Annotated in this window: 17 protein-coding genes; 9 read left to right on the top strand and 8 right to left on the bottom strand. The window is 65.7% G+C overall.

From position 1 onward, the window contains the following. Positions 1-126 precede the first annotated feature (126 nt). The 3 genes from FJ414_RS00645 to FJ414_RS00635 are packed head-to-tail and all read left to right on the top strand — an operon-like array spanning position 127 to position 2,391. Entirely contained in the window at positions 127-906 is a 780-nt protein-coding gene (locus FJ414_RS00645; protein WP_140640263.1) for an SDR family NAD(P)-dependent oxidoreductase, read from the top strand. Further along, on the top strand, positions 903-1,499 hold the full coding sequence (locus FJ414_RS00640; RefSeq protein WP_246672261.1) for an SDR family oxidoreductase: 597 nt from the start codon (positions 903-905) through the stop codon (positions 1,497-1,499). Before FJ414_RS00645 ends, FJ414_RS00640 begins: the two co-directional genes overlap by 4 nt. Beyond that, the gene (locus FJ414_RS00635) at positions 1,483-2,391 is read left to right on the top strand and encodes an aldose 1-epimerase (protein ID WP_140640261.1); all 909 of its coding nucleotides are present in this window, start codon (positions 1,483-1,485) and stop codon (positions 2,389-2,391) included. The genes FJ414_RS00640 and FJ414_RS00635 overlap by 17 nt, the downstream gene beginning before the upstream one ends. Here the strand turns inward: FJ414_RS00635 and FJ414_RS00630 are convergent. From FJ414_RS00630 to FJ414_RS00615, 4 genes are all read right to left on the bottom strand, one after another. After that, positions 2,388-3,146 carry an SDR family NAD(P)-dependent oxidoreductase gene (locus FJ414_RS00630; RefSeq protein WP_246672260.1) on the bottom strand — a complete coding sequence of 253 codons (759 nt, stop codon included), beginning with the start codon at positions 3,144-3,146 and terminating at the stop codon, positions 2,388-2,390. The genes FJ414_RS00635 and FJ414_RS00630 overlap by 4 nt on opposite strands. Continuing rightward, entirely contained in the window at positions 3,146-4,681 is a 1,536-nt protein-coding gene (locus FJ414_RS00625) for a sugar ABC transporter ATP-binding protein (RefSeq protein WP_246672259.1), read from the bottom strand. Before FJ414_RS00625 ends, FJ414_RS00630 begins: the two co-directional genes overlap by 1 nt. An 83-nt stretch (positions 4,682-4,764) precedes the next feature. Then, positions 4,765-5,739, bottom strand: a complete 975-nt coding sequence (locus FJ414_RS00620; protein WP_140640255.1) for a substrate-binding domain-containing protein — start codon at positions 5,737-5,739, stop codon at positions 4,765-4,767. Positions 5,740-5,849: 110 nt separating this feature from the next. Then, positions 5,850-6,860 carry an ABC transporter permease gene (locus FJ414_RS00615; protein WP_140640253.1) on the bottom strand — a complete coding sequence of 337 codons (1,011 nt, stop codon included), beginning with the start codon at positions 6,858-6,860 and terminating at the stop codon, positions 5,850-5,852. A 249-nt stretch (positions 6,861-7,109) separates the two neighbouring features. Between FJ414_RS00615 and FJ414_RS00610 the strand changes: the two genes are divergently transcribed. Further along, complete coding sequence (locus tag FJ414_RS00610; RefSeq protein WP_140640251.1) at positions 7,110-8,150, top strand: LacI family DNA-binding transcriptional regulator; 1,041 nt, start codon at positions 7,110-7,112, stop codon at positions 8,148-8,150. 62 nt (positions 8,151-8,212) lie between these two features. Here the strand turns inward: FJ414_RS00610 and FJ414_RS00605 are convergent, their stop codons facing one another. The 4 genes from FJ414_RS00605 to FJ414_RS00590 are packed head-to-tail and all read right to left on the bottom strand — an operon-like array spanning position 8,213 to position 12,038. Then, positions 8,213-9,394 carry a mandelate racemase/muconate lactonizing enzyme family protein gene (locus FJ414_RS00605; protein ID WP_140640249.1) on the bottom strand — a complete coding sequence of 394 codons (1,182 nt, stop codon included), beginning with the start codon at positions 9,392-9,394 and terminating at the stop codon, positions 8,213-8,215. A gap of 7 nt (positions 9,395-9,401) precedes the next feature. Next, positions 9,402-10,391, bottom strand: coding sequence for a transketolase C-terminal domain-containing protein (locus tag FJ414_RS00600; RefSeq protein ID WP_140640247.1), 990 nt, complete (start codon positions 10,389-10,391; stop codon positions 9,402-9,404). Next, positions 10,388-11,236 (bottom strand): transketolase, encoded by an 849-nt coding sequence (locus tag FJ414_RS00595; protein WP_140640245.1) that lies wholly within the window; start codon positions 11,234-11,236, stop codon positions 10,388-10,390. The genes FJ414_RS00600 and FJ414_RS00595 overlap by 4 nt, the downstream gene beginning before the upstream one ends. A gap of 7 nt (positions 11,237-11,243) precedes the next feature. Next, positions 11,244-12,038 carry an SDR family oxidoreductase gene (locus tag FJ414_RS00590; protein ID WP_246672258.1) on the bottom strand — a complete coding sequence of 265 codons (795 nt, stop codon included), beginning with the start codon at positions 12,036-12,038 and terminating at the stop codon, positions 11,244-11,246. Positions 12,039-12,145: 107 nt separating this feature from the next. On the opposite strand from FJ414_RS00590, the gene FJ414_RS00585 reads away from it, so the two are divergent. The 5 genes from FJ414_RS00585 (at position 12,146) to FJ414_RS00565 (ending at position 18,585) form a co-directional block, all read left to right on the top strand. Next, entirely contained in the window at positions 12,146-13,366 is a 1,221-nt protein-coding gene (locus FJ414_RS00585; RefSeq protein WP_140640243.1) for a mandelate racemase/muconate lactonizing enzyme family protein, read from the top strand. Positions 13,367-13,580: 214 nt separating this feature from the next. Continuing rightward, positions 13,581-15,977: a thiamine pyrophosphate-dependent enzyme gene (locus tag FJ414_RS00580; RefSeq protein ID WP_140640241.1), complete on the top strand. Its 2,397-nt coding sequence runs from the start codon at positions 13,581-13,583 to the stop codon at positions 15,975-15,977. Positions 15,978-16,000: 23 nt separating this feature from the next. Next, the gene (locus FJ414_RS00575) at positions 16,001-17,011 is read left to right on the top strand and encodes a C-terminal binding protein (RefSeq protein WP_140640239.1); all 1,011 of its coding nucleotides are present in this window, start codon (positions 16,001-16,003) and stop codon (positions 17,009-17,011) included. After that, positions 17,008-17,721 carry an E3 binding domain-containing protein gene (locus tag FJ414_RS00570; protein WP_140640237.1) on the top strand — a complete coding sequence of 238 codons (714 nt, stop codon included), beginning with the start codon at positions 17,008-17,010 and terminating at the stop codon, positions 17,719-17,721. Before FJ414_RS00575 ends, FJ414_RS00570 begins: the two co-directional genes overlap by 4 nt. Before the next feature lie 93 nt (positions 17,722-17,814). Further along, positions 17,815-18,585 carry a GntR family transcriptional regulator gene (locus FJ414_RS00565; RefSeq protein ID WP_140640235.1) on the top strand — a complete coding sequence of 257 codons (771 nt, stop codon included), beginning with the start codon at positions 17,815-17,817 and terminating at the stop codon, positions 18,583-18,585. The last annotated feature ends 152 nt before the right edge of the window (positions 18,586-18,737 follow it).

The following is an 18,737-nucleotide window of genomic DNA, read 5'->3' as shown; positions in this document are numbered from 1 at the left end:
TGCCGAGGCTGAAATGGCTCTGGTCATCCAAGGAAATCCGATATCATCGGCTCCGTTTTGGGACTTCCTTGACCTTTGATATTATTATAATAGCTTCATATCGAAGGGTGATGATGACGGCGAGCAATGCGGTGTAACTTATCGGATCGGGTCGCCTTGGTTACCGGGGCGGCGGGCGCAATCGGAAGTGCCATCGCCAAACGGCTTTCGGATAACGGGGCCGCGGTTGTCGTCGCGGACATCGACATGGCAGGCGCCGAGCGCGTCGCGGCCGGACTGTGCAATGCGAAGGCCTGCGCGCTCGATATTCGCGACGGCCAATCGGTCGATGCCGCGATCGCCAGGGTTTGCGAGCAGTACGGACGGCTCGACATCCTGGTCAACAATGCCGGCGTCAATACCTTGGCGCACCGCGTCACCATAGACGAATTTCCTGCCGAGGAGTGGGATCGCATCACCGGCATCGACCTCGACGGCCTCTACATCATGAGCCGCGCCGCATTGGCGCCGATGCTTGCGGCCGGGAGGGGTGGACGTATCGTCAACATCGCTTCGGTCGTCGGCCTTGCCGCGATGCGCCTGCAAAGCCCGTTCGTCGCCGCCAAGGCCGCCATCGTGCATCTGACGCGGTCGATGGCGATCGAACTGGGCGCCAAAGGGATCCTTACCAATGCGGTCGCGCCCGGCTCGGTGATGACTGCGCTGACCGCCAAGCTGTTCTACGGGGACGACGGCAAGTTCGCCGGGCGCACCCAGGAGTTCCTCGCCCATGTGCCGCTCGGCCGACCGGCCCAGCCGGAGGAGATCGCCGAAGCGGTGCTGTTCCTGGCTTCTCCGGCCGCCAGCTACATCAACGGCCAGGTGCTGGCCGTCGATGGCGGCTGGACAGCGGGATACATGATGTGAGCGCCGCCATGGAAATCGATCTTGCCGGCGCCACGATCGCGCTGGACGGCGAAACCAATGCGATCGTCGACGCGGTGCTCGCCGCATTGCGCGCCAATGGCGGTCGTATCGTCGAGGGCGCCCCGACGCGCGCCGCCGCCGATATCCTGCTGATCTCGTGTCCGTTACGCCCGGGAACGAAAGCCGAAGATCCGCGCTCCCTGTATGCCGACGCGCGCAAGGCCGCGGCGGCAATGACCGAGCGCGGCGGCCGCATCGTCTTCCTGATCTCGGCGATCGCCGGCATGCCGATGCGTCGCCATCCGCGCTTTTCCATGGAGAACGCGTCGATCCTTGCTGGGATGCGTGCCCTGGCCATGGAATTCGGGCCGAAAATCCTGGTCAATGCGGTTGGCTTCGGCGCGGTCGAGGACGACGCCTTCATTTCGGGCGACAAGGCGATGCTTAGCCACACCCCGGTCGGCCGCGCCGGCAGCATCGAGGAAGCGGTCGCCGCGGTGCTGTTCTTCTGCGATCCGTTGAACAGCTACACCACCGGGCAGATGCTGGGCGTCGATGGCGGCTGGGCGGCGGGCTATGGGCGCAACTTCTGAGGCGCTGACACTGAGGGCAGGGGCGCTGGACGTCGAACTGGCACCGGCAATCGGCGGCAGCGTCAGCGCGATGCGCTGGCGCGGCGTCGATCTCATGCGCCGGCTTTCGGATGACGACCGCGATGCGGGCAACGTGCTGGGCGTCGCCATGTTCCCGATGGTGCCCTACGCCAACCGCATCGCCGGGAACGAATTCGACTTCGGGGCAAGGCGCTGGCGGGTTCTGCCCAACAATCTGCCCGAGACATTCAACGTGCATGGCAGCGGCTGGAAACAGCCATGGACCGTCACCGGATGCGGTGCCGCCGCGGCCACGCTGGTGCTTGAGGTCGCCGCCGGCGCGGAACCCTATTCCTATCGCGCCGAGCAGGCCTTCGCCGTCTCGGAGGAGGGTCTCGGCGTCACCATGACGCTGACCAACGCAGGGCCGGTTCCCATGCCGTTCGGCTTTGGCCTGCATCCGTGGTTCGATCGAGATCGCGGCGTGACGCTGCAATTCAGCGCCCGGCGCTTCCATCTCGAAGAGCCCGAAGGCGTTTCGGGCGATCCGATCACGCTGCCGCCCGAACTGGATTTCGCGAAGGGCGGGCCGCTGCCCGACGGTTGGCGCAACAATGACTACGGCGGCTGGACCGGCGAGGCGATCATCCGCTTTCCGTCGCGCGGCGCCGGATTGCGGATCGCCGCCGATCCCGTCTTCAAGCATCTGATGCTCTATGCCGACCCGACCAAGCCCTATTTCTGCCTGGAACCGCAGACGAATGCCTCGGGCGCTTTCGGCCGTGGCCGATGGAGCGATCCGGATGAAGGCGTGATCGTGCTTGCGCCCGGCGAAAGCGCGGCGGGCGGCGTCTCGTTCATGCCGTTCGCACTTACACCCGGGGCAGCTTAGAGCAGCCGGGCCAGGAGACCGCCATCCACCTGCATGGCGCTGCCGGTGACGAAGGACGAGGCGTCCGAGATCAGGAAGCCGACGGCGCTGGCGATCTCGGAGGGGTTGGCGATGCGGGCGATCCTGTTGGGTTCGAAAGAGAGGCCCAGCGCTTCCGCGCCGCCGGCCGCCTCCAGCCCGTTCAGTGTCATTCGGGTGGCGACCGAGCCGACAAGCACGGCGTTGACGCGGATGCGGTCGACGGCATAGTCGAGCGCCATCTGTCGCGACAATCCAACGACCGCCGCCTTTGTCGCCGCATAGGCTGGCACGCCGGGAACCGTGGCATCGGCGTGCACCGAGGCGATGTTGACGATCGAGCCGCCGCCAGCCGCGCGCAGCAGCGGCAAGGTCGCGCGGCAGACACGGAAGATAGCGGTCAGGTTGACGGCAATGGTCCTTTCCCAGTCTTCGTCGGAAAGCTCCTCGAGCCGCTTGCCGGTCGGATAGATGCCGGCGCAGTTGACGACGGCGTCAAGCCCGCCGAACCGCTCCGTCGCCTCCGCCACGGCCGCTCGCACCTCGATTTCGCGGGTGGCATCAGTCTCGCGAAAGATCAATTTGTCGCCAGCGTAACGGCCGGCAAGCGCCTTGCCCTCCTCGGCATCCAGCCCGACGCCGAACACGGCCGCGCCCTGAGCGACGAGATGCTCGGCCGTCGCCCGGCCGATGCCGGTGGCCGCGCCGGTAACCAGAACGCGTTTGCCGGCGAACATCATGGCAATACCTGCACCTGCGAAGCGTGGCGTTCTGCTTGCGCCGTGGTCACCGAACGCAGCACGCGATCCTCGCCGCCTTCGCCGCGTCTGAATTCGTCGACGATGCGGCCATCGGCAACGACGAGGCAACGGTCGCAAAGACCAATCAACTCCTCGAGCTCGGAGGCCACGATCAGCAGGCCCACGCCCTTTTCGGCAAGGTCGACCACGAGCCGGTAGATTTCGTGCCGGGTTGCCGCGTCGACGCCCTTGGTCGGCTCGTCGAGCAGCAGCACTTTCGGCGCGCGCATCAGCACGCGGGCGAACAGAAGTTTTTGCTGGTTGCCGCCCGAAAGATGGCTGACCGAAGCCTGCGGCGACGATGCCTTGACGTTGAGCGCGCGCATGGCGGCCAGGATGGAGCTGCGTTCAAGCCCGCCGCGCACGACGCCGCGCCGCGACAAGGGGGCGAGATTGCCGATGGTGATGTTGGCGCCGACCGGCAGATTGAACAGCAGGCCGTCGCGCTTGCGGTCCTCGGTCAGAAGCGCGATGCCGGCGGCACGGGCGTCGCCTGGCGATCTGATCGGCAGGGACTCGCCGGCGACGCGGATTTCGCCCGTGGCCGGGACGCGGCCGTAGATGCCGTGCAGGATCTCGCTGCGGCCGGAGCCAAGCAGGCCTGCAAGCCCGACGATCTCGCCAGCGGCCACCGACAGATTGATGTCCTTGGCGCCGTGGACGGCGCCGCTATGGCCGGCGACGGTCAGATCGCGAACCTCCAGCGCGGTCGGGGCTCCGGCAGGGGCCGCATGCTCGGGAAACAGCCGCTGCAATCGTTGTCCCGACATCGAGAAGATGAAGGTCTCGGCGTCGAAATCCTCCCTCGCGATGCGCACCGCCACCTGTCCGTCGCGCAGCACCGTGGCGCGGTCACAGATGGCCAGCACTTCCGGCAGCCGATGGGTGATGTAGATCATCGCCACACCTTGCGCCTTGAGGCGTCGCAGCACGCTGAAGAGCGCATCGACCTCGGTGCCGGAAAGCGAGGCGGTCGGCTCGTCCAGCATGAGCACGCGCGGCTTCATGACGATGGCGCGGGCAATCATCACCAGATGTCGCTGCGCCGAAGTCAGCGATGCGACATAGGCCCTGGGATCGATGCCGATGCCAAGCTCGGCAAAAATCTCGCCCGCCCTCTGTTCCAGTTTCCGCTGGTGGACCATGAGGCCGTCGCCCAACCCCGTGCGGCCGGCAAAGACATTCTCGGCGACCGAGAGCTGCTCGAGCACTTCGATCTCCTGCGGCACATAGCCGACACCGTTCGACCGCGCGTCGGCGGGCGAAGCGAAGCTGACGGGCCTGCCGTCGAGCTTGATGGTGCCAGCATGAGAGCCGGCCGGATGCACGCCGTTGAGGATCTTGACGAGCGTCGACTTGCCGGCGCCGTTCTGGCCAAGCAGAGCGTGAATCTCGCCCGGAATCACGTCGAAATCCACGCCGCGCAGCGCCTGCACGCCGCCGAAGCTCTTGGCGATTGCGGTGGCCGACAATAGCGGTTCTTGGGCGGCGTTGGGCAAGGCGATCCTCTCGGCGGATGCCGGGTCCGGGCAAGCCGCGGACCCGGCGATGGGCGTTACTGGCCGGCGTTGTCCAGCATCTTGTAATAGGGGTCGAGGTCGGCGGCGGTGATCACCTTGGCCGGCAGCGGGTTGCTGTAGGGGACGGCCTTGCCCTGGGCGAGATCGCCGAGCAGTTCGGCAACCTTGGCGCTCTCTTCATAGAGCGGCTGCGCGACGATGCCGTAGGCGGCGCCCGATTTCACCAGGTCGAGATTCTGCCTGATATAGTCCATGCCGATGATGACGACGTCGCGTCCAGCCTTGCGGGCCGCGCCCGACCAGGTCTGGATGCTGTTGCCGGTGGTGCCGAAGGCCGCGGTCACGTCCGGATTGCCTTGCAGGATCGCCACCGCCTTGGCCTCGGCCGCCGATGGTTCGAAGCCTTCCATCTGGGTGTCGAGCACCTTGATGTTGGGGTACTTCTCGGCGATGGTCTTGCGGAAAGCGGCCGACATGGCGTTCTCGGTATCGTTGGACGCGCCTTGGGTGAGCGCCACGGTGCCCTTGCCGCCGAGCTTTTCGCCGATTGCGACGGCGGCGTTCTGGCCGGCGCCGGCAATATCCTCGCCTGTCGCTGCCTTCAGCCCCTGGACCGTGCCTTCCGGCGGCAGCACATGCCAGGTCACGATCGGGAATCCCTCCTTGGCCAGCTTGGAAATGTAGGAGTAGATCGCCGGATCGGGACCATAGACGCCGATCGCGTCGTATTTGGTGCGGGCCAGGGCGGCTTCGGCCAGCGGCAGTGTTGCTGGAATGTCCCAATTCGTCGCGCTCGGGTCGCCGACGACTTCGCAGGTGTAGCCAAGCTCCTTGCATTTGTTGAGGAAACCCGCCTGCATCAGCCGGTGCACAGGGTGATCCTTCATCGCCTGCACCCAGAGCAGATGAATATCGGCGGCCTGGGCGAGGCTCGCCGAGCCCAGCGACGCGGCAGCCGCCATGGCCGCGAAAGCAGTGCGGATCAGTCCTTTTCTCAAATCGATTTTCATGTCCTACCTCCCTTGCTTCACCGGCGTTCTTGCCGGCGTAAGATCTGCTGTTCGCGTCATCTTCCGGCGTTTGGAAATGGTCCGTGCGTGAGTTCGCTCCTCGTGGCCGGCTATGCGCCGGCGATGAAGTAGCGGCGGCGCACAATGTCGAGCCCAACGGCCATGACCATGATCACGCCCACCGCGATCTGCTGCCAGTTGGAGTTGACGCCGATGACGACGAGGCCGCTCTGCACCACCTTCAGCATCAGGATGCCGACAACGCCGCCGGCGACCGTGCCGGCGCCGCCGAACAGGCTGACGCCGCCGACCACGACTCCGGCGATGACCGTCAGTTCCCAGCCGCTGCCGATCGAGGTGCCGCCGCTGCCGAGATCGGCCATGACGAACATGCCGGCAATCGCCGCCAGCGCGCCGACGACGATGAAGGCGCCGATCTTGTAGGCGCTGGTGTCGATGCCGACGAGGCGCGCCACTTCCTGGTTGCCGCCGGTGGCATAGATGTTGCGCCCGAGCACGGTGCGCCGCAGGACGAAATCGGCGGCGATCGCCGCGACGATGAAGAAGGCAAAGCTCCAGCCGAGGCCGAAGGCGAGGTCGGTGCCGCCGATCGCACTGATCGCCTCCGGCAGCGGATAGACGGGGTAGCCGCCCGTCACCACCTGGATCAGGCCCTGGCCGATGAACAGCATGCCGAGCGTCTGGATGAAGGCGGGGATGCCGAGCCTGACGACGATCAGGCCGTTGACGAGGCCGATCAGCGCACCGACGCCGACACCGCCTAGAATGGCGACGGTCACTGGCAGCGCGGCCGCCGTCATCAGCTTGGCGGCGACGACCGCGGACAGCCCGGCCACCGAGCCGACGGACAGGTCGAACTCGCCGGCGACCAGAAGGATGGTCTGGCCGATGGCGATGATGCCGACAAACGACACGACGTTGAGAATGGCGCGGATGTTGCGCTCCGACAGGAAAGCCGGTTCGAGCAGCCAGAAGAAGACGATCAGCAGAGCCATCGCCGCCAGCACGCCCACTTCGCCGATGGCAATGAAGCCGATCAGCCGCCGCCGGAACGATTGCCCATCCCGGGGCGGCGAGCTCACGTCAGCCGCGCTTTCCATCCTGACCTCCCTGGCGGCGCACGCCACCGGCCCCGCAACCGGCACCGTCACGCCCACGCCGATCCCGGCGCGCTCCTCTACGTCATTAAGATTATAATATTATAACTTGTCAACGGCGAAAATTTCAGAAGTCGGAAGACGCCGGCACATCGCTGGAAAGCACATGCCGCAGCCGCTATGAATGGCGGTGGCCGTGCGATCCGGAGCAGGATTTTCCCTTCGCGCGTCGTGCTTTGTTGGAGCTTGGCGATGACCGATGGGTCACGGGACGACCCTGGCGGAAACACACCGTCGCAGCGCCTCGGGGTTCGCGAGATCGCGAGACGCATCGGCGTCGCGCCCATAACCGTGTCGCGCTCCCTGTCCAATCCCGGCAGGGTCTCAGCGGAGACGCGTGCCAAAGTTCTGGAAGCCATAGAGCAGATCGGCTTCGTGCCCAACCAGCTTGCTTCCAGCATGCGCGGCAACGGCCGCATGATCGGGACGGTTGTGCCGCCGCTGATCAATTCGGGCATCGCAGAGCAGGTGCAAGGCATGTCCGACGAATGCCATGAGGGCGGCTATTCGATGCTCCTGGTGCAGGGCGAATTCACGCGGGAAGCCGAGGAGAAAGCGATACGCACGCTGCTCGGCTGGCGCCCGGCCGGCATGATCCTTCAGAGCTTCGTGCAAAGCGAAACGGCGCGCGCCTTGCTGAAGGGCAGCGGCGCGCCGGTGGTCGAGATCTCCGAGGTCAAGGGCCGCGATCCGATCGACATCGTGGTCGGCGTCTCCAATTTCGAAACCGCCTACGCCATGACCATGCATCTGGCCGCCAAGGGCTACAGGCGGATCGGCTTCGTCTCGACGCCGATCCACGGCAATGACCGCCTGCAACAGCGCCGCACCGGTTATCACGCGGCGCTGACCGAGCTCGGCATCAAGAACCATGATGGTATGGAGGTCGAGGTGCCGATCACCGCGCAGGGCGGCGCCGAGGCGCTGATCACGCTTACGTCACGGCACAAGGACATCGACGCCATCTTCTTTTCCAGCGACACGCTGGCCGTCGGCGCCGTGCAGGAATGCCACCGGCGGGGCTGGGCGGTGCCCGGCAGGATAGCCATCGCCGGTTATGGCGACATGGACCTCGCCGCGCAGCTCTATCCGCGGCTGACCACGGTGAAGGTCAATCGCTACGACATGGGCCGTCGCGCCGTGCGGCAATTGCTGGCGAGACTGGGCGGCGACGGCGAGGTGCCGGCCGTCACCAGCCTAGGCTTCGAGATCATCGACCGTGAAAGCGCCTAGTTTTTCGTCATCCACCGGCGGAGCAGCCGCGAAGCGGCGTCGCTCACCGAGGCCTTGCCAGTTTAGAGGCCAGGTTTCCCCGCTCCTTCCCGTCGCCCCAGGCGCTTCTCCCAGCCTTCGGCATGGACGTTGAGATAGGCGTTGGGGTCGTAAGGGTGGTCCTTGATCGCATCGAGGTTGAGATCGATGCCGAGCCCCGGCGCTTGCGGCAGCGACAGATGGCCATTGTCCGGGTTGACGGTCGGATGCCAGGTCACCAGCTCGCGGGTCCACGGATCGTTGAAGGCGTCGAAATGCTCCTGGATCAGGAAATTCGGCACCGCCGCCGCCAGCTGCAGGCATACCGTCGTCGCCACCGGTCCGCCGCTCTGATGTGGCGCGATATGGCTGCCATGGGCTAAGGCCAGATTGGCGACCTGCATCGATGGCGCGATGCCGCCAAGGGACATCGGCTCGGGCTGGAAGATGTTGACGCCGCCGCCGGCCGCCAGCGTGTAGAACTGGCCGACCGTGTCGTACATCTCGCCGGTCGCCACGGGAATGGGCGAGCGGTGCGCCACCTCATGCACGGTCTCCTGACGGTCGCGCGAGGTCGGCTCCTCCCACCAGTAGATGTCGAGGTCGGCGAATTTCTGTGCCGCCTGAAGTGCTGCGATCTCGGTGAAGCGCGCATGTACGTCGATCAGGATCAGCGTGGCGCGCGGCAGCTCGTCGCGCAGTTTGCGGCAGATCGCGTAGGAAAGATCAAGCTCCTCGCGTGAAATGAAACCTTGCGCCGTGCCGAACGGGTCGAGCTTGAACGCCTTGAAGCCTTTCGCCAGAACGGCCCTCGCGGCTTCGAGAAAGGCCTCCGGCGTGCGCTCGGTGCGATACCAGCCATTGGCATAGCCAAGCACGCTGTCGCGCACCTGCCCGCCGAGAAGCTGGTGGATCGGCACGCCCAGGCTCTTGCCCAGAATATCCCAGCAGGCGACCTCGATCGCCGCGATCACCGTGCGGTGGATGTGGCCGCCGTCGAGCGAAACGCTGTCCAGCATGCGCTTGGCCAAAGCGTTGATGCGGCGCGGATCCTGGCCGATGGCGAGATGCCTGAGCTCATGCACGCCGGCTTCGGTGGTCTTGATGAAGCCGTTCAGCGTGCCTTCGCCGACGCCGTGAATGCCCTTGTCGGTATGGACCTTGACGAACAGCCAGTTCTTCCAGCCGGCGCCGACGGCAAAGGTCTCGATGTCGGTGATCTTCATGCGGAATCTAACCCAAACCAGTAATCGTTGCGACAACGGCTTCGATGGTGAGGCCGTATTTCGCCTGCAAGGTCGGCACGGCGCCGCATTCGATATAGCGGTCGGGCAGGCCGATGCGCGTCACTTTCTTCGCGATGCCGGCCTCGAACAGGCTCTCGACGACAAGGCTCGCAAGGCCGCCGGTGGCGACATGGTTTTCCGCCGTGACGATCCGCTCGACGCCCGACGCGAACTCAGCCACCGCGCCGGCGTCGAACGGCTTGATCGTCGGCACGTGCAGGACGCCAGTCGAAATGCCCTGTTTCTGCAGGGTCTCCGCCGCGTCCAGCGCCCGCTCGGTCATGAAGCCGGTCGAGATGATGCCGACATCGGAGCCTTCGCGAAGCCGCCGCGCCTTGCCGATCTCGAATTTGTAGCCGGGCTCGAACACGACGGGAACGCCGCCGCGCAGCAGGCGCATGTAGACAGGACCTTGATGCTCGGCGATCGTGACCGTCGCCGCTTCGATCTCGGTCGCATCGCAGGGGTCGATGACGGTCAGGCCGGGGATCATGCGCATCAGCGCCAGATCCTCGATCGCCTGATGGGTGCCGCCATAGCCGGTCGTCAATCCCGGCAGGCCGGCGATGATCTTCACATTGAGGTTGGAGTGGGCAAGCGCGATGGCGACGAAATCATACGCGCGGCGTGTCGCGAACACCCCATAGGTGGTGGCAAATGGCACCTTGCCGGTGCGCGCCAGCCCGGCGGCGACGGCAACCAGATTCTGCTCGGCCATGCCGACATTGAAGAAGCGCTCGGGAAAAGCATCCCGGAACGGCAGGATGTCGGTGTATTTGCCAAGGTCGGCGGTCAGCCCGACGATGTCGTTGCGGCTCTCCCCAAGCCTGGCCAGGGCCCGGCCGAACGGCGCTTCGACACTTTGCCGGCCGCCGCCGACAGCCTCGTCCTGGCCCATGGCCAGCGTCCGTCCGGCCTTCATGCCGCTGCCGCTCATTGCTCCATCCCCACGCTTTTGTCGAACTCGGCGATGATGCCGTCCCATTGCGCCACGTCGATGCGGAAGAAGTGCGATTTCTCGCTGGTCTCGATGCGCGGCACGCCCTTGCCGGGCAGGGTGCGCAGCACGATCGCCTTCGGCTTGCGGTTGCGCTGGCGCGCGCCGGCCAGCGCGTCGACGACGGCCTTCATGTCGTTGCCGTCGATCTCCGCCGTCTCCCAGCGGAAGGCGCGCCATTTGTCGGTCACTGGCTCCATGTCCAGCACCACGGGCCCATCGGCCTGGATGCCGTTGCAGTCGATCAGCGCCACTAACCCGTCCAGCTCGAAATGGCTGGCCGACATCGCCGCTTCCCAGGTCGAGCCTTCCTGCATCTCGCCGTCGGAGAGCTCGACGAAGACGCGCGCGTCCGAGCGATCGAGGCGCAGTCCGAGCGCCTGGCCGACACCTTGGCCGAGGCCGTGGCCGAGCGAGCCGCCGATAACGTCGACGCCGGGCGTGGTGTCGAGCGTCGACATCTCGAGCCGGCTGCCGTCGGCGCCATAGGTGACAAGTTCCTCGACAGGGATGATGCCGGCCTCGGCCAGGGCCGCCCAAAGCGCGATCGAGTAATGCCCGGTCGACAGCAGGAAACGGTCGCGATCCGGCCATGCCAGATTGTGCGGGTCGTAGCGCAGTTCGTGGAAATACAGCGCCGCCAGCACGTCGGCGATGCCGAGGCCCTGGCCGATATAGCCCTGGCCCTGGCCGCGCGCCATGGTCAGCATGTGGCGACGCAGCAGCGTCGCCTTGCGTTGAAGCGCTGCGACATCGGCGCTGCCGGGAGGGGAGTTTCGCAGCATTGGATGCCTAGTCCTTGTCCAGCCCGCCCGACATGTTGAGCCGCTCGGCGGTCATGTATTTGGGCGCATCGAGGCAGAGCCAGACGACGGCTTCGGCCACCTCGGAAATCTCGGCGCGGCGGCCGAGCGGAATGCGGCGCGTCCGCTCGTCGAGGAAGGCCTGCAGATCGTTGCGGCCATTGGCGCGGGCAAGATCGAGTTCGGTCGAGCGCTGCATCTCGGTGTCCATCATGCCCGGCGCCAGGCTGTTGACCAGCACGCCGTAGGGCGCAAGCGCGACCGCCGCGGCGCGGGTGATGGAATCGACACCGGCCTTGCTCGCCGTATAGGCGGTGTAGTCGGGCAGCGCCATGCGCGAGCCGGGCGAGGTGATGTTGACGATGCGCCCCGAGCGCTGCTCGCGCATCACCCGGCCGGCCGCCTTGCAGGCCATTGCAAGCGCAGTGACGTTGAGCGCCAGCGTGCGCGTCCAGGCCTTGAAGGTGGCGTCGAGGAAGGGCTCGATCACGCCATAGCCGGCATTGTTGACGAGGATGTCGATGCCGCGCCAGCGCGCGACCACTTTTTCGACCGCCGCTTCCGGAGCGCCTTCGAGCGTGAAGTCGCCGATGATGATCTCGGCTTCCGTCCCGGTCCGGCCGATCTGCCGGGCCGTCTCGGTCACGCCTTCGCCATTGATGTCGGTAACGGCCACGGCGCATCCGCGCCTGGCCAATTGCAGCGCCACCTCGCGGCCAAGCCCCCCGGCGGCGCCGGTGACAAGCGCCCGTCGCGTCATCGTGTCTGGAATTTCAGCAGGCAAGCCAACCTCCTCCCAAGTCATCTTGACGCGATGGATACCGGTATCCATAGATGGCTGTCAACGGGCTTGTGCTACTGTTCGCGGGCCGTTGGAGCCGGGAGGAAAAATTGAAGATCGTCGCGCTTGAAACGCTGCAGCTGGCGGAGTTCCCGTTCCTGTTCTGGCTTCGCGTCCACACCGATGCCGGCCTCATCGGCACCGGCGAAACCTTCTGGGCGCCGGGGCCTGTCGCCTCCTACATCCACGACAATGTCGCGCCCTACCTCATCGGCAAGGATCCCCGCGATATCGAGCTGCACGACCGCACACTCGGCAGCGTCTATGTCGGCGCGCGCGATTCCGGCGCCGAGGTGCGCGGCAATTCCGCGGTCAACATCGCGTTGTGGGATATTTACGGCCAGGCGCTTGGCGAGCCGGTCTGGCGGCTGCTGGGCGGCCGCACGCACAGAAACGTGCCGATCTACAACACCTGCGCCGGCTACAAGCATGTGCGCGCCAGCAAGAAGAACGCGCTGTTCGAGCGCGGCGAGGACTGGTCGCTCAAATCGGGCGATTCCAACGAAGGCCCGTATGAGGATCTGCTCGCGTGGCGCTACAACGCCGGCGACCTCGCCAGAAGCCTGAAATCCGAAGGCATCGGCGCCATGAAGATATGGCCGTTCGATATCGCGGCCGAGGCATCGAACGGCGCCCGCATTTCGCTTGCCGACCTCGACAAGGCGCTGGAGCCGTTCCAGAAGATCCGCGACGCCGTCGGCCGCGACATGGAGATCATGGTCGAATTGCATGGCCTCTGGAGCCTGCCGCCGGCGCTGCGCATCGCCGAAGCGCTGAAAGCCTATGACGTCGCCTGGCTGGAGGAGCCGATCCGCTACAACGAACTCGACGCCATGGCCGAGTTGGCGCGCCACACATCGATCCCGATCGCCGCCAGCGAGCGGCTGGCCACGCGGCAGATGTTCAAGCAGCTTATCGACAAGCGCGCCGCTAGCGTGATCATGATCGACCTCGCCTGGTGTGGCGGCCTTTCCGAAGCGCGCAAGATCGCCAACATGGCCGAGGCCAGCGAATTGCCGGTGACGCTGCACGACTGCACGGGGCCGATCGTCTATGCCGCCAGTTGCGCGCTGTCGGCCACCTTGCCGAACGTCAATTACCAGGAAGCCGTGCGCGCCTATTTCACTGGATGGTACACCGAGATCGTCGCCGACATTCCGCCGGTTAGTGACGGCCGTGTCGCGCCGCTCGAGGGGCCGGGGCTCGGTCTCAGCCTTCGGCCGGAGCTGTTCCAGCGGCCCGATGCCACGGTGCGCATGACTAGGATCTAGCGCACGGTTTTTTCGCCAGGACCTTTGTCAAAACAAAGTGATGGAGCGTTTCGCCGGCTCGGTGAAACGGTGAACGCGCTTGCGCCTCACAGGCTCTGCTCAGAGCCTGTAGACATTATGCTATTATAATCTATGATGAGCCCGAAGCGAGCAGCCACAAGCTCGCCGCCGGCGCGTTTCTGTCCGGCGCCAGACGGATTCACGGGAGGTTTTGGTGGCAATTTCTGCGGCGCGCGCACGCGAGGATTTCAACGGTGCGTCAAATCTGCCCGACCGAAAAATCCTGCTCGACCTGTTCGAGCGCATGGTGTTGCTGCGCCGCTTCGAAAGCATTGCCCAGATCGCTTGCCGCAAGGGTGAGACGCCCGGCTTCCTGCATCTCTATATCGGCGAGGAAGCGACCGGCGTCGGGGTCTGTGCGCATTTGCGGCCGACCGACTGGGTCACGTCGACCCATCGCGGCCACGGCCATGCCCTGGCCAAGGGCGCCAATCCCGGGCGCGTGATGGCCGAGCTGTTCGGCAAGGCCGACGGCATTTGCGGCGGCCGCGGCGGCACCATGCATCTCTACGACCGCTCGGTCGGCTTGTTCGGCACCAACGGTATCGTCGCCGCCGGGATCGGCCATGCCGTCGGCATCGGCATGAGCGCCCGCCAGCAGGGCCGCGACGACATCGGTGTCGCTTTCTTCGGCGACGGCGCCGCCAACCATGGCGGCTTCCACGAGGCGCTCAATTTCGCGGCGGTGCAGCGGGCGCCTGCGGTCTTCATCTGCGAGAACAATCTCTACGCCACCGCTACGCCGCTCAAGTCGATCACGCTCAATCCAGAGATCGCCACCAAGGCCGCGTCCTACGGCATGCCCGGCGTCGCCGTCGACGGCAACGACGTCTTCGCCGTCTGGTTGGCCATGAAGGAAGCGACCGAACGTGCCCGCGCCGGCAAGGGCCCGACGCTGATCGAAGCCAAGACCTATCGCACCGTCGGCCACCATGAGGGCGACCCGGTCATCGGCACCTATAGGACGCAGGAAGAGCTCGACGCCTGGATCAAGCGCGATCCGATCGACATGTTCCGCAAGCGGCTGATCGAAGAGTACGGCGTCGCCGATGCCGAGGCGCTCGCGGCAATAGAGGCGCGGATCGAGAAGGTGGTCGAGGAGGCGCTCGCCTTCGCCCGCACTTCGCCCGAGCCAGATCCAGCAACGGTGCGCCTGCACGTCTTTGCCGATCCGATCAATCCGCCGGCTGCCCTGCAGCCGCGCGCCGTCGGCGAGACGCGAACGCAAGGCTGGCTCGAGGCGGTGCGCGACGGCATTGCCGAAGAGATGCGCGCCAATCCAGCGATCCTTTACTTCGGCGAGGGCACCGGCGAGCGCGGCGGCAGCTTTGCCCACACGAGGAACCTGTGGCAGGAGTTCGGTGCCGAGCGGATGGTCGACACGCCGATTTCGGAGCAGGGTTTTACCGCAGCCGCCGTCGGTGCTTCGGCTACCGGCGCGCGCACCGTTTCCGACCTGATGTTCGCCGACTTCGCCTTTGAAACCGCAGGGCAGATTTTTCTGCAGGCGGCGAAGCTGCGTTACATGACCAGCGGCGTCATGAGCGCGCCGATGGTGGTGCGCGTCGGCGCCGGCGCGCTGCGCAGTTCCGGCCCGCATCACAGCGGCATCTACCACCCGGTCTTCGCCCATATGCCGGGCTTGATCGTCTGCGTGCCGTCGAACCCGGCGGACGCCAAGGGCCTGATGAAGACTGCGCTCCGGGCCGGCGATCCGGTCATCATGCTCGAACCCAAGGCGCTGTTCGCCTCCAAGGGCGAGGTGCCGGTCGGCGAGCATTATGTGCCGTTCGGCGTCGCGCGGATCGCGAGGGTGGGCCGCGACATCACCATCGTCGCGGCCGGGCAGATGGTGCAGCGCGCGTTGGAAGCCGCGGAGGCATTGGCCGCCGATGGCATCGAGGCCGAAGTGATCGACCCGCGCACCATCATGCCGCTCGACATCGACACGATCGTGGCCAGCGTCAGGAAGACGCATCGCCTGCTCGTCGTCGACGAGGCGTGGGCAATGTGCGGCCTTGGCGGCGAGATCGCCCAGGCGATCAACGAGCTCGCCTTCGACGAGCTCGATGCCCCGCCCGGAAGGCTGCATACAGCGCCGACCTCGCATCCCTTCGCGCCGGTGCTGGAGCGAGCCATGCTGGTCGACACGGCACGCATTGCCCAAGGCATTCGCGACGTCGTCGCCGGCAAGCCGCCGGTGCCGGATCACTGGTACACCGTCGGCCTGAAAAGCGCCGCGCCGGCAAAGCCAGCACCTGTTTCAGCCAAGCCACAGCCCACGGCACCAGCCGCTTCCATCGCCACCGCCGGCGACGACGAGCCGATCACGATGCCGTTCGGCGATCTCACCGTCAGCGAAGGCACGGTCGTCAAATGGCTGAGGGCGGTGGGCGACGCGGTGAAAGAAGGCGAGCTGATCGCCGAGATCGAGACCGACAAGGCCGTGGTCGAGATCGAGGCGCCGGTCAGCGGAACGCTCAACGCCATCGATCAGCCGGTCGGCGCCGTGGTGCCGATGGGCGGGCGCATTGGCGGCATCAAGAGATAATCATCCATATCCGAAGGGCAAGCATGAAGATCCTGTGCGCCAATTGGCAAGCCGCCGACGAGGCCGAGCTCGAACGCGAGCACTATCCCGACATCGAGTTCATCCTGGCCCGCTCGACAAATGACAAAGCCGCCGCGCTCGATCCGGCGGTTTGCCAGGCGGTCGACGCGGTCATCAACTATTCGCCGACCCATAATGTCGCCGCCGCGCCAGCCGCCTTTCCCAAGGCCAGGATCGCGGTGCGCTCCGGCGTCGGCTTCGACAACATCGATACGTCCGGCTGGGGCGCGCGCAAGATTCCCGCCTGCAACGTGCCCGACTATGGCACCACCGAAGTCGCCGATCACGCCATCGGCCTGATGCTGGCGCTGACGCGCGGCACGTCGGCCTATGGCGCCGAGCTTTCGGCCAATGGAGCCGAGGGCTGGCATTTCTCAAAAGCACCGCTGGTGCGCCGTCACAAGGGGGCGACCTTCGGCGTCGTCGGGCTGGGCCGCATCGGACTTGCGGCGGCCCGCCGCGCCGCCGCCTTCGACATGAAGGTGGTGTTTTATGATCCGCATCTTCTGTCCGGCGTCGACCTGTCGACCGGCTATGAGAGGGTGCATTCGCTGGCCGAGCTTATGAGGCGGGCCGATGTGGTGAGCGTGCATACGCCGTTGAGCGAGGAAACGCGCAAGCTCATCGGCGCGGATGCCTTCGCGGCCGCCAAGCCTGGCCTTGTCCTTGTCAACACGGCTCGGGGTCCGATCGTCGATCTCGACGCGCTGGAAGCAGCGCTGCGCAATGGCGTCGTCGCCGGCGCTGGGCTGGACGTCCTGCCGAACGAGCCCGGCGATCTCGAGCATTCGCTTCTGGCGGCGTGGCGGCGCCGCGAGCCGTGGATCGCCAACCGGCTGATCGTCACGCCGCACGCGGCTTTCTACAGCCCGGCGGCGATGCGCGACCTCAGGCTGAAATCGATCGAAGTCGTGCATGCCTATCTCGCCGAGGGCCGGCTGACCAACTGCGTCAACGCCGAGTATCTGAAATGAACATGGCGGTGGCATCGCGGCTGGCTGTTTCGCCCTATGCGCGCCGGCTTGCCCGCGAGCGTGGTTTCCTGCTCGAAGCGCTCCACGGCAGTGGTCCGGGCGGCCGCATCCTGGCCGCCGACGTGCTTGACTTTACCCCGGTCGATGCGCCGGCAGAGCTTCTGGCCGCGGCCCCGGCGTCTTCGCCTGTCGCGTCCAGCATCGCCGCCTTCGCGACATCGATCGCGCTGGACGCGTTGCACGAGTTGCTGAGCGTGCTGGAGAGCTCGGGGAAGGTGTTCGACATCGACGACATCGTGTTGCGTGCCACCGGTTGCGCGTTCGGCGAGATTTCAGAAGTGGCCAAGGTCAGGGAAGCGCCCGTGGCGCTCGAACTCGGCAACAGGCAAGTCATGTTCGCGACCACATCGGGAATGCCGCTGACGGCGCTGCGCGCGGCGCGGCTTGCGGCGCAAGCGGACAATCGCGACGATGCGCAAAAACCGGCCGTCCTGTCGGTGCGGCTGCTGCCGCCGAGCGATATCCGGCCGGTGACGATGCCGCTGTTGCCGGGCCGGGCCATGCGCCTGACAGTCTCGGTCGGCTCCGCCGGTGACAACGCCGAATGCCTGCTGACGGTGGACGCCGCGCGTGTCGACGAGGCAACCTCGACGGTCTGGCTCGCCGAGTTGAAATCGGCGGTCGAACATCCGCTTCGGCTCTTTGTCTAAGCATTGCCGCAAAACCGCAGTTTTGCGCGTCATGCGATAGCCTCGGGCGGCGGAAGCTATTATAAAAGCTTCGACACAGACGCGACGAGGCTCATGGACAACACCGTTCCCACCATCGACAGTCTTCCCAGGCGCTCGCTTGGACGTTCCAACGGGCCGCTCTATCGCCAGCTCGCCGACATCTTGCGCGTGCCGATCGGTGACGGCACCTTTCCCGTCGGCGGGGAATTGCCGAAGGAAGCGGCGATCGCCGAGCACTTCGGGGTCAGCCTGATCACCGTGCGCCAGGCGCTGCGCGATCTCGAAGCCGACGGACTGATCAAGAAGCGCTCGGCGAAACCGGCGGTGGTCGCGGCGCGCAGCCCGTCGGTCAATCTGAGCTGGAAGTTCAAGAACTTCGCCGACATGGCGGCCTTCACCAAGGACGCGCAGCTTACGGTGAAATCCTATCGCAAGGAGGTCTCACCTGTGCTCCAGCGCCATTTCGGCATGGGCAAGGAGGAGGCGGGCTATTGCCTGCGCAGCGTGCTGTCGATCGGCGAACAGAGGAAGGCGCAGATCACCACCTATTTCCCTCCCGACATCGGCGCCAGGCTGAAGCGCGAAGACTTCTCCGATGTGCTGATCTTCCGCTCGGTGCAAAAGCATCTCGGGCTGCGCCTCGACGTGGCGCATGTCACCGTGCGCGCCGAAATCGCCGACGAGGCGGTTGCCGCCGATCTCGGCATCGCACTGGGCAGCGCGGTGCTGACAGTGGAGATGCTCTATCAGTCGGCCGACCAGCGCAGCATCGAGTTCTCCGTCGCCCGCCATCCCGCCGATATTTTCAGCATCACCTACGACGCGCCGAACGACCTCTCCTGAGACCCTCGAAAGTGCGATTTCTGCCGTCGGGTGCATGGACAGGCCTATAAAATTATAATAGCATGATAGCTAAGCTGAGGTGCCGGCGGTAGGCGAGATAGTGCGCGAATTCCGCCCACGACCGCAGCTGTCGAGAGGCCCGGTGTCTGATC

This window comes from Mesorhizobium sp. B3-1-6 (assembly GCF_006439555.1).
In the GTDB taxonomy this organism is placed as follows: domain Bacteria; phylum Pseudomonadota; class Alphaproteobacteria; order Rhizobiales; family Rhizobiaceae; genus Mesorhizobium.
This window is presented reverse-complemented; position numbering and strand designations above follow the sequence as displayed.

Excerpts from the sequence above, each read along its gene's own strand:
- FJ414_RS00645 (WP_140640263.1), top strand. The coding sequence starts at position 127 with ATGCGGTGTAACTTATCGGATCGGGTCGCCTTGGTTACCGGGGCGGCG.
- FJ414_RS00635 (WP_140640261.1), top strand. The coding sequence starts at position 1,483 with ATGGGCGCAACTTCTGAGGCGCTGACACTGAGGGCAGGGGCGCTGGAC.
- FJ414_RS00630 (WP_246672260.1), bottom strand. The coding sequence starts at position 3,146 with ATGTTCGCCGGCAAACGCGTTCTGGTTACCGGCGCGGCCACCGGCATC.
- FJ414_RS00620 (WP_140640255.1), bottom strand. The coding sequence starts at position 5,739 with ATGAAAATCGATTTGAGAAAAGGACTGATCCGCACTGCTTTCGCGGCC.
- FJ414_RS00615 (WP_140640253.1), bottom strand. The coding sequence starts at position 6,860 with ATGGAAAGCGCGGCTGACGTGAGCTCGCCGCCCCGGGATGGGCAATCG.
- FJ414_RS00610 (WP_140640251.1), top strand. The coding sequence starts at position 7,110 with ATGACCGATGGGTCACGGGACGACCCTGGCGGAAACACACCGTCGCAG.
- FJ414_RS00605 (WP_140640249.1), bottom strand. The coding sequence starts at position 9,394 with ATGAAGATCACCGACATCGAGACCTTTGCCGTCGGCGCCGGCTGGAAG.
- FJ414_RS00600 (WP_140640247.1), bottom strand. The coding sequence starts at position 10,391 with ATGAGCGGCAGCGGCATGAAGGCCGGACGGACGCTGGCCATGGGCCAG.
- FJ414_RS00595 (WP_140640245.1), bottom strand. The coding sequence starts at position 11,236 with ATGCTGCGAAACTCCCCTCCCGGCAGCGCCGATGTCGCAGCGCTTCAA.
- FJ414_RS00575 (WP_140640239.1), top strand. The coding sequence starts at position 16,001 with ATGAAGATCCTGTGCGCCAATTGGCAAGCCGCCGACGAGGCCGAGCTC.
- FJ414_RS00570 (WP_140640237.1), top strand. The coding sequence starts at position 17,008 with ATGAACATGGCGGTGGCATCGCGGCTGGCTGTTTCGCCCTATGCGCGC.
- FJ414_RS00565 (WP_140640235.1), top strand. The coding sequence starts at position 17,815 with ATGGACAACACCGTTCCCACCATCGACAGTCTTCCCAGGCGCTCGCTT.